Origin of the sequence: Aquabacterium soli, assembly GCF_003933735.1 — a bacterium.
Taxonomy (GTDB): domain Bacteria; phylum Pseudomonadota; class Gammaproteobacteria; order Burkholderiales; family Burkholderiaceae_C; genus Aquabacterium; species Aquabacterium soli.
In genome coordinates this window covers 353,163-363,886 of sequence record NZ_RSED01000004.1, presented here as the reverse complement: position 1 = coordinate 363,886, position 10,724 = coordinate 353,163, and the positions used below count along the sequence as shown (strand labels likewise).

Genomic DNA, 10,724 nt, shown 5'->3' with positions numbered 1-10,724 from the left:
TCGTTGACATTGGCCACGGCGGCGGTGGCGGCGCTGTTGACCGCCTCCGCCGTGCCGCCAGCGTCTGTGTACAGGGCGCGCACGGTGATGGCCTGGCCCACATCGGCCTGGGTCAGGGTGTAGGTGTTGCCGGTGACGCCTGTGGCCACGCCGTTGCGCAGCCATTGGTAGGAGACGCTGCCCATGCCGTCCGCATCGGCCAGGGTGTTCGAGGCCGTCAGGNGTTGCGCAGCCATTGGTAGGAGACGCTGCCCATGCCGTCCGCATCGGCCAGGGTGTTCGAGGCCGTCAGGGTCTGGCCCTGTGTGGGCGTGCCGCTGATGCTCACGCTGCCCGTGGGTGCGTCGTTCACGGCGGTGATCGTGATCTCCGCGGTGGCGGTGGCGCTGGTCGTGTAGCCATCGGTGGCCACCACGGTGATGAAGCGCGTGGTGGTGTCGGGTGCCTCGGACAGGTTGTTGTAGGTGATGCTGCGCAGCACCTGCTGGTAGCGGGCCAGGGTGTCTGTGCCGCTGAGCGTGAGCACGCCGGTGCCGCTGTCGTAGCTGGCCGTGATGCTGGTGCCCGTGGTGGTGGCGGCTAGGGATTCGAGCACACCGTTCATCGGGTTGGTCAGCGTCACCGTCATGCCCGTGAGCTGGGTGCTGTCGCTGTCGGCGATGCTGGCATCCACATCGGCGATGGCGACCGGGCCGCCGTTCTCCACGAAGGTCTTGCTGCTGTCAGGGCCGGTGGCGCCGGTGCTGTTGTTGGGGTCCAGGTCGACCACGGTCGCGGCCGGCGGCGTGTAGGTGATGTTCAACTGCGGGCGCCACGCCACCGTGCCGTTCTCGGAGCTGGCGATGATCCACTCGTTGCCGTCGAACTTGATCACCCAGCCCAGGTTGTCGGCGCCATTGGACCAGGCCTGCAAGGTGTCTTCCAGGCCGGTGAAGGTGCGGTAGCCGGGCGAACTGGCGTCCACGCTGCTGTCGGCCGAACTGCTGGCCTCCACGTTGTTGAACTGCACCCCGCTGCCCAGGCCGCTCCAGATGCTCGACTCATCCCAGTTCAGGCCGAGGACGCGGTGCAGGGCAGGGTTCTGCGTGCCATCTTCGATGGCATAGACCGTCAGCGATGCCGAGGTGATGACCGAACCGTACGGGATCTGCCCGGGGCCATTGCCGAAGATGCTGTCGAAGCGGATCAGCCCTTGCTCCGTGCTGCTGCCCGAGCCGTCGAAGCTGATCGTCGTGTTGTTGCCCTGGCTGGTGTTCGTGCCGTTGCGGACATAGGTGTCCTGCGTGCCGGTGTAGCCGTCCACGCCTTGCTGGATGCCCACGCTGACCGCCCCCGGCGAAGGGTTGGTCACCGTGATGGACGCGTCGCGCGGGGTTGCGGCCACGCCCAGCGAATCGACCAGGGCGAAGCGCACCGTGCGGGTGGTGGTCGACGGGGTGGTGCCGTTGGTGTTCTGGTAGGTGATGTTCGAGGCGAGGGCGCCCACGGCCGCCGCGGTGGCATTGGCGTTGAGCGTGATCACCAGCGCGGAGCCCGACGTGCCGCCTGTCCATGTGCCGATGACCACGCCACCGTAGGTGACGTTGCTGCCGCTGCGGCCGATCTGGCCAGCGCCCGAGCCCTGGTGGAGGATGCCCAGCACATCCTGGGCAGCGGTGGAGCCGCCTGTGAAGGAGATGGTCAGCGTGCCGCCGTCGAAGCCGACCAGATCGCTGTCGGTGATCGTGGCCGCGTAGCCCTGGTCGATCACGCGCACGCCATCGCCCTTGACGTAGGCCAGCGTGTCGCCGCCCACGTTGTTCAGCGCCGTCTTGTTGAAACGGTTCCAGACGTAGGTGAAGTTCTGGCGGTAGGTCTCGCCGGTGGCGCCATCGAGCTGTGTGACCGTGCCCCAGCTGCTGCCATTCCAGGCCACGAAGTTCAGGTCCGAACCGCTGTCCTGCACCCCCATCATGATGGTGTTGGTGTACGGGTCCGTGTAGAGCTTGGTGATGTAGGGCGTGTCCGTGCCGCCCATGCTCGGGCCCGTCAGCTCGCCCGACCAGCCACCGCCGTTGGTCCAGGTCTGGTAGAACACATTGGGGCCGGTGTTCTTGCTGTAGGCCACCAGCAGGTCGCCCGACTTGGCCTCGAAGGCCACGCTGGCCGTCATGGGACGGTCGGTCAGCGCCGGGGCCGTGGTCGTCAGCAGGGTCTGCCCGCTCCAGGTGCTGCCGTTCCACACCGCGGCCCACACGTTGTTGGTCGAGGTCTGCGCCACGATGGCGATGCGGTTGCTGGTGGGGTCAGACGCCACGGCGGTGGCATTGAGCTCGGCCGTGCCGCTCACGCCGGCCGCGGCCGCGATGCTGCTTTCCGCGCTCCAGGTGCTGCCGTTCCAGATGCGGTACTGCACCGTCGGCACGTTGGTGGCTCCGTCGTAGAACACCAGTGCGCGGCCGCTCTGGCTCTCGTACGCCACGTCGATCTCGAAGTACTGCTTGGCGTTGTCGCTGCCCAGGGTCTGGGCGTTGCCCCAGCTGCTGCCGTTCCACACGATGGCGAACTGGTTGTTCGACGCCAGGCTGGTCTCGACCACCAGCACCATTTCATCGGAGAGGGGGTTGGCCGCCAGCTTCATCTGGTAGGGCTCGCCCGAGACCGGCGCGGTGATGGTGTTGACGGCCGACCAGCTGGTACCGTTCCACACCGCGTACGACAGGCCCGTGGTGCCCGTGTTGCCGTTGTCCCAGACCAGGATGGCGTCGCCGCTGGTGCTTTCGTAGGCCACGGCGAAGCTGTTGTACTGTGACGCTGCGGCGGCGGGCGAGGCCAGGGGCAGGGTCAGCGGCGCGGTCCACTTGCTGCCGTCCCAGACCAGTGCGAGGATCTTGCCCGACACATCGGCCGAGCCGATCATGATGACTTCGTTGCGGGTGGGCGCCTCGGCCGCCAGCATCATCGTGATGTCGTCGGTGGTGTTGATGCCGGTGACGGCGGGCAATGAGAAGCTGGTGCCGCTCCAGGTGGCGTACCAGCTGTAGAGCTGGTCGTTCACGTTCCAGATCACCTTGCCGCGCGTGCCCGTGGCCGAGGCCACCACCATCATCGCTGCCGAGAACTCCGAGACATTGGGAGAGCTGCTCTCCGCATTGGCCACCGCGGTGATGTAGTGGCCGGCCGCCACCGCGGGCAGTTCGATGCTGAAGCTGGCGTCGCCCGTGCTGGCGGTGGTGGTGATGGTGACCGACCCCAGGTACACCCGGCCTTCACCGTAACCGCTGGCATCGGCCGTGGGGCTGCTGAAGAAGTCGATCGTCACGGTCCGGGCCACCGCGTTGCCCTCGAAAGAGCCGGTCACGGTGGTGGTCGTGCCGTTGGTGATGGCGGTGGTGATGACGGGGGTGTTGCGCGCGTCGTTGAGCGAGTTGGCGGTCACGCCATCGTTGCCCACGTCGATGCCGAGGCCGCCGTTGCCATAGATCGAGTTGCGGTAGACCAGGTTGTTCGAGCCCGACGCGATGACGACGCCTGCCCCTGTGTTGCCCGCGATGATGTTGCCCTCGCCAGCGTTCTTGCCCCCCACCTGCACGTTGCTGGCCGCGATGTAGACGCCCGCGCCGCCGTTGCCCAGCAGCGTCGTGCCATCGCTGCCCACACCGATGTAGTTGCCCAGGATGTAGTGGATGTCGGTGGCCGTGGTGTTGACGCTGATGCCGTGGCCCGTGTTGCCCGAGATGATGTTGCGTGCGGCCGCGGTGCTGCCGCCGATCGTGACGGCGTCATTGGTCTGGATGTTGATGCCGGCGCCGCCATTGGCCAGGGCGGCCGTGCCCGTGGCGTTCAGGCCGATGATGTTGCCGGTGACGGTGGTGTCCCCATCGCGGATGTCCAGGCCGGTCGAGGTGTTGCCCGAGATCACGTTGCCGGTGATCGTGGTGCTGCCGGTGTCGTCCTTATAGATGCCCACGCCGCCGCCCGCCAGCGCAGCCGTGCCCGTGGCATTGGTGCCGATGTAGTTGCCCTGGATGGTGGTGGTGCCGGTGGTGGTGAGCCAGATGTTGCGGGTGGCAAAGCCCGAGATCACATTGCCGGCGCCAGCGGCCGAACCGCCGATCATGACGTTGGTGGAGCTGGTCTCCACCATGATGCCGTAGTCGGCCTTGTTGGCCATCACGGCGGTGCCGGCGGCATTGGTGCCGATGTAGTTGCCCTGGATGACCGCGTTGTTCGATCCGCTGCCCAGGTAGATGTTGTAGGTGGTGCCGTTGCCCGAGATGACGTTGCGGTCGGCCGCCGTGGTGCCGCCGATGGTGGTGTTGGCACCCAGGTTGTAGACACCGTAGGCGTCGTTGCGCTTGGCGGCGCCCGCGTCGCTGCCATCGGCGTTGAGGCTGCCGATGTAGTTGCCGACCAGGGTGTTGCCGTTGGAGTTGGCCGCGATGTAGACGCCGTAGCTGGTGAAGTCGCGGATCACCAGGCCACGGATCGTGGTGCCGTCGGCGGTGCCGGACAGCTCCAGGCCGGTGGCCCTGGCACCGGCGCCATCCAGCACGATCAGCGGATGGCCGGCAGCACCAGTGCCCGGCTGCGTGCTGCCATCGATCAGCACCGCGTCGGTGATGGTCGGCATCACGGCGTAGGGCGTGATCGTGTACTCGCCGTAGGTGCCCGCCGCGCCCGTGATGTTGAAGGCGATGGTGTCGGCGCCCGCGTTGGCATTGGCCTGCGTGATGGCCCAGCGCAAGGTGCCGGCGGTGGTGGCCGCGGCGGCGCTGTCGGCGGTGGACGTGACGGTGTAGGTGGCCAGCACGCCGTACCAGCTGGGCTGCTGCCACAGGCCGAACAGCGCCTGCGCGTCGATCTGGCCCTGGTGGTATTCCAGCGCCCAGTCGCCGCCCAGCACGGCCGAGCCCGTCAGATCGTCGCTGGCGGCCACGTCGGCGCCGGTGAGCAGGGACAGGTCACCGATCAGCGCCCGGCCATCCACGCCAGAGGCCAGGTCGCAGCCGTAGAGCATCAGGTCGGCGTCGCTGGTCAGCGCGGCGCCCCAGGTGGTGACATCCTGGGCGCGGCTCTGCAGGGCGGCCAGGTCCAGGCGGGTGTTGCCCAGGGTCAGGCCCTCGGCGTTGCCGTGGCTGATGATGTGCACGGCACTGTAGGGCCCGTGGGCCTGTGCCAGTGTCTGGGTGATGACCTCGATGCCGTCCTGTTCCACGCCGATGGTGACGATGTCCAGCGCACGGCCCTGGGCCTGCTGGGCTTGCAGATCGGCGATCAGCGTGTCGGCATGCTCGATGCCCAGGTCGACGAACACGATTTCGCGAAGGCCCGTGCTGGCGTCCGTGGTGCTGGCGCTCTGCGCGGTGTCCTGGGCCTTGAGCGGTGCGCTGGTGTTCTGCGTGCCTGCCATGGCCGCGTATTGCAGGCTGGCGGCCGAAACCGGTGTGGGCACGGTGGTCTGTGCGCCGCTGGGAGCCATGCCGCCGGCAGCCCACACCGAAGCCTCGGCTGAAAAGAGCAGCCTGGGTTCGAGTTCTTCGATCTCGGCGCGGGGCTGGGATCGGTTGGGTTGCCTGGGGCGTTGGCGGCGCACGAATACTCCTGGTGTCGCCTTGGCAAGAACGATCGGTTGGGGCGGCCAACAGGCCCCGGCACGGAGACAGCGCGACCTTCCTATTTTCCCAGGAAGGCTGATCGGGCTCCGTGTAATAAGCCACGGAAAGCCTGCTTGTTTACGTCAAACAACCGTTTACGTCATGTGTCGTCACGTCATGCGATGTCCGGGTAGAGCGATTCAGCCTGTCGAGGCTCCTCGAAGATGAGCTCCGCTTCGGCATTCTCTGCAGCCTCCATGCTCTCGTCTTCAGGGCTGTCTTCGCCATCGGGATCTCCCCCGGTGGACAGCACGGGAAGGGGGTCCATGTTGCGCCACACCGGCGTGGTCACCAGCAGGCTGGTCAGCAAGGTGGCGCCACGTGCGGCCCACCACACGGCGCCGACCGACAGCACGGTGCCGGTGGTCTGCAAGGTGGTGGGCGTGAACTCCATGAGGGTGGGCAGATCGGCCGAGGCCGCGGCCGCCAGCCGTCCGAGCGCGGAGGCGATGTGCACAGTGCCCTCGCCACCCAGGGCGATGTTGACCGGCGCGAGCAGGAGGGGGCCGCCTTGCTGGACGCCGGTGAGGCCCAGGCCGGGCACCAGCGCATTGACGGTGTGGAACGCCGTGTCCAGCCAGCCTTGGCCTGCGCCGCCCAGCCCCCCGGTGTAGAGGGCTCGCGCGGGCCCGTACGGCGTCTGGTCGCTTGGCGCGCCTGCTCCTGCACCGGGGTAGCCCCACTGGCCACGGTCCGTTTGGTGGACGGTATCGCCCAGCGAGGGCTGTGATGCATCGCCTGATCCCTGCCCCTCGGGCTGTGCAGGGGTACTGGTGGATGGCGCGCCCGGGGCGTGCCCGTCGCCGCCAGCGCCTCCGCTGTGGCCTGTGCCGGGCGCGTCGGTGGTCGGTGGCGTGATGACCGGCAGCGTTGGCATGGCCGGGCCGGTGGTGGGCGGCTGCACGGGTGTTGCCGGGCCTCCGGTGCCGCCCCCAGGGGCGGCCTGCACCGTCAGCCGAACGGTGGCGATGTTGCTCTGGCCCATGCCGTCATCGGCCATGTAGGTGAAGCTGTCATGGCCGCTGAAGCCGGCGCGCGGGGTGTAGAGCCAGCTGCCGTCGGCCTGCAGGCTCAGGGTGCCCTGGCCGGGCCCCTGCACCAGCTGAGGCGTGAGCGGGCGCAACTCGGGAGCCCGTGCCTGCGCCAACAGTTGAGTGCTGTCCATGCGCAAGGGGGTGCCATAGGCCATGGCCCATCCGTGGTCCACCACCGTGGGCGCGTCATAGACCTCGGTGATCGCGATGGTCGTGGCCACACTGGCGCTGCGTGCCCCGCCGGGGCCCGTGTGCCCCTGGTCGTCCACGAGCAGGGTGAGGGTGTCGGAAGGGGGCGGCAGATCGTGGTCGATCAGGTAGCCCAGCGTGCCGCCTTGCAGGCCATCGAGCAAGGCGTTGATCTGCGCGATGCTGCCGGTCAGTTGCAGCGTGGCCGTGCCCGATCCGCTCACGGCCACCCCCGTGCTGCCGGCGCCGATGCTCAGCGTGCCGTGTCCTACGGACAGCGTCACCCGCACCTGGCCCGTGCCCGCATCGGGATCGGCCACCCACAGGCCCGTGCCGTGCAGCACCAATGGCACCTGCTCCGTGGCCGTGAGCCCGGTGGGCAACTGCGCGGTCGGGGCGTCGTTGCGGTCGGTGAGCTGGATGGTGAAACTCTGGCTGCTGCTCGATCCGTCGATGCCGGTGGCGACCACGGTGATCGTGTGGCTGGCAGCGGATTCGAAGTCGAGCAAGGCGCCGTTGGCCACGGTGACCACGCCCGTGATGGCATCGATGGTGAAGCGCCCACCGGCGTTGTCGCTCAGGTCATAGGTGACGGTGTTGTGCGTGCCATCGGCATCGGTGGCTTGCGCGGTGATGCCCGTCAGCGCACCGTTGGCGGCGTTCTCTGGCAACTGGTTCACGGTGGCGTCCACGTCGCTCACGGGGCCTACCGCGAAATCGTTCACATCCGTGACCTGGATGGTGAAGCTGCGGCTGCTGGTCGAGCCATCGGTGCCGGTGGCCAGCACCGTGATGGTGTGGGACGTGGCGGATTCGAAATCCAGCAGGGTGCCATTGGCCACGGTGACCACGCCGGTGGCCGCATCGATGACGAAGCGGCCGCCCGCGTTGTTGCTCAGGGTGTAGGTGACGGCGTTGTTCGTGCTGTCCTGGTCCACCGCGCGTCCGGTGATGCCCACGGTGGTGCCCGAGGCCGCGTTCTCGGCCACCTGGTTGGCGGTGGCATCGCTGTCGCTGACCGGGCCCACCGGAAACTCGTCGACATCGAGCAGGTTGATGACGAAGCTCTGGCTGCTGGTGGAGCCGTCGCTGCTGGTGGCCAGCACGGTGATGGTGTGGCTGCTGGTGGACTCGTGGTCCAGCAGGGCGCCGTTGAGCACGCGCACCACGCCTGTGGCGGCGTCGATGCTGAAACGCCCGCCTGCATCCTGGCTCAGGCTGTAGGTGATGGTGCTGTTCGTGGCATCCAAGTCCACGGCATGGGCGGTGAGTCCGACCAGGCTGCCGTTGCTCGCATTCTCGACCACCTGGTTGATGGCGGCATCGGTGTCGCTGACGACGCCGACGGCATGTTCGTTCACGTCCGTGATGCCCATCGTGAAGTTCTGGCTGCTGGTGGAGCCATCGCTGCTGGTGGCCAGCACGGTGATGGTGTGCGAGGTGGCGGCTTCGAAATCCAGCAGCGATGCGTTGGCCACGGTGACCACGCCGGTGCTGGCATTGATGGTGAAGCGCCCGCCGGCGTTGTCGCTCAGCGAGTAGGTGATGGTGTTGTTGCTGCCGTCTGCATCGGTGGCATGCGCCGTGATGCCCACCACCGTGCCGTTGGCCGCGTTCTCCGCGACGGTGTTGGCGGCACCGTTCACATCGCCCACCGGGCCGACCGCGGATTCATTGACATCGGTGATGCTGATCGTGAAGCTGTGGCTGCTGACCGATCCGTCGCTGCCCGTGGCCTGCACGATGATCAGGTGCAATGTGGCGGCCTCGAAGTTCAGCTTGCTGCCGTCCAGCACGGTGACCACGCCGGTGCTTGCGTCGATGGTGAAGCGGCCGCCCGCATTGTCGTAGAGCAAGTAGGTGACGGTGTTGTCGCTGCCGTCTGGGTCGACCGCCTGGGCGGTGATGCCCACGGTGCTGCCATTGGTGGCGTTCTCGGCCACCTGGTTGGCTGCGGCGTTGCTGTCATTCACGGCGCCCACAGCGAACTCGTTGACATCTGAAATGCCGACGGTGAAGCTCTGGCTGCTGGTCGATNGTGGCGGCCTCGAAGTTCAGCTTGCTGCCGTCCAGCACGGTGACCACGCCGGTGCTTGCGTCGATGGTGAAGCGGCCGCCCGCATTGTCGTAGAGCAAGTAGGTGACGGTGTTGTCGCTGCCGTCTGGGTCGACCGCCTGGGCGGTGATGCCCACGGTGCTGCCATTGGTGGCGTTCTCGGCCACCTGGTTGGCTGCGGCGTTGCTGTCATTCACGGCGCCCACAGCGAACTCGTTGACATCTGAAATGCCGACGGTGAAGCTCTGGCTGCTGGTCGATCCATCGCTGCTGGTGGCCAGCACGGTGATGCTGTGCGACGTGGTGGATTCGAAATCCAGGCTCGATCCATCGGCCACGCGGACCACGCCGGTGACGGCATCGATGCTGAAACGGCCCCCGGCGCTGTCGCTGAGCGTGTAGGTGACGGTGTTGGGGCTGCCATCCAGGTCCACCGCATGGGCGGTGATGCCCACCAGGGAGCCATTGGTGGCGTTCTCGGCCACCTGGTTGGGCCTGGCGTCCTGGTCCGTCACAGGCCCCACCGGGAACTCGCTGACATCGGCGATCTCGATGGTGAAGCTTTGGCTGCTGGTGGAGCCATCACTGCTGGTGGCCACCACGGTGATGTCGTGCGAGGCATCGGCTTCGAAATCGAGCAGCGAACCATTGGCCACGGTGACCACGCCTGTGGTGGCATCGATGGTGAAGCGGCCCCCCGCGTTGTCGCTGAGCGAGTAGGTGACGGTGTGGTTGGTGCCGTCGGCATCCACTGCGCGGGCGGTAACGCCCACGGCGGTGCCGGTGGCGGCATTTTCTGCGACCTGGTTGGGCGTGGCATCGACATCGCCCACGGCGCCCACGTCGTACTCATTGACGTCGAGGATGTCGATCGTGAAGCTCTGGCTGCTGGTGGAGCCGTCGCTGCTGCTGGCCAGTACCGTGATCGTGTGGGACGCTGCCGTCTCGTAATCCAGCAGCGCGCTGTTGGCCACCGTCACCACGCCGGTGGTGGCGTCGATGGCGAAACGCCCGCCGGCGTTGTCGCTCAGCGTGTAGGTGACGGTGTTGTTGGTGGCGTCGGCATCGCTGGCCTGGGCCGTGATGCCGACCAGGCTGCCGTCCACCGCATCTTCCGAGACCTGGTTGGCGGCCGGGTTGACATCGCTGACCGACCCGACGTTGAACTCGTTCTGGTCGATCAGCGTGATGGTGAAGCTGCGCGAGGTGCTGCTGCCGTCGGTGCTGGTGGCCACCACCGTGATGTTGTGGCTGGCCGTGGCTTCGCGGTCCAGCAGGCTGCCGTTGGCCACGGTGACCACGCCAGTGAGCGCATCGATGGTGAAGCGTCCGCCCGCGTTGTTCGACAGCGAATAGCTCACCGTGTCGATCACGTCCGGGTCGATGGCCGAGGCGGTGATGCCCACCGTGGTGCCTGCGGTCGCATTTTCGATCACGCTGTTCGCGCCCGCGCCCGCGTCCACGTCCACGTCCGACACCGGTCCCACACCGGCTTCACTGCCATCGGTGATGTCGATGGTGAAGTTCTGGCTGCTGCTGGAGCCATCGCTGCTGGTGGCCTGCACGGTGATGGTGTGCGAGGCGGTGGTCTCGAAATCCAGCAGCGAGGCGTCCAGCACCGTCACCACGCCGGTGCTGGCGTTGATGGTGAAGCGGCCACCGGCGTTGTCCGTGAGCGTGTAGGTGACGGCGTTGTTGGTGCCATCTGCATCGGTGGCCCGGGCAGTGATGCCCACGTCGTCGCCGTTCGAGGCGTTCTCGTTGACCTCGTTGGGCGAAGCGTCCACGTCGCTGACACTCCCGACAGCG

At 67.2% G+C, this 10,724-nt stretch carries 3 protein-coding genes; all 3 read right to left on the bottom strand.

Going from position 1 to position 10,724, the window contains the following annotated elements; all coding sequences use genetic code 11:
* Window positions 1–217 precede the first annotated feature (217 nt).
* The 3 genes from EIP75_RS07225 to EIP75_RS07215 all read right to left on the bottom strand — a co-directional run bounded on the left by EIP75_RS07225 (window position 218) and on the right by EIP75_RS07215 (window position 10,702).
* Window positions 218–5,392: a DUF4347 domain-containing protein gene (locus EIP75_RS07225; protein WP_476561137.1), complete on the bottom strand. Its 5,175-nt coding sequence runs from the start codon at window positions 5,390–5,392 to the stop codon at window positions 218–220.
* 359 nt (window positions 5,393–5,751) lie between these two features.
* Window positions 5,752–8,832: a cadherin domain-containing protein gene (locus EIP75_RS07220; protein WP_125242544.1), complete on the bottom strand. Its 3,081-nt coding sequence runs from the start codon at window positions 8,830–8,832 to the stop codon at window positions 5,752–5,754.
* Window positions 8,825–10,702, bottom strand: coding sequence for a cadherin repeat domain-containing protein (locus tag EIP75_RS07215; protein ID WP_420797151.1), 1,878 nt, complete (start codon window positions 10,700–10,702; stop codon window positions 8,825–8,827). Before EIP75_RS07215 ends, EIP75_RS07220 begins: the two co-directional genes overlap by 8 nt.
* Window positions 10,703–10,724: the final 22 nt, after the last annotated feature.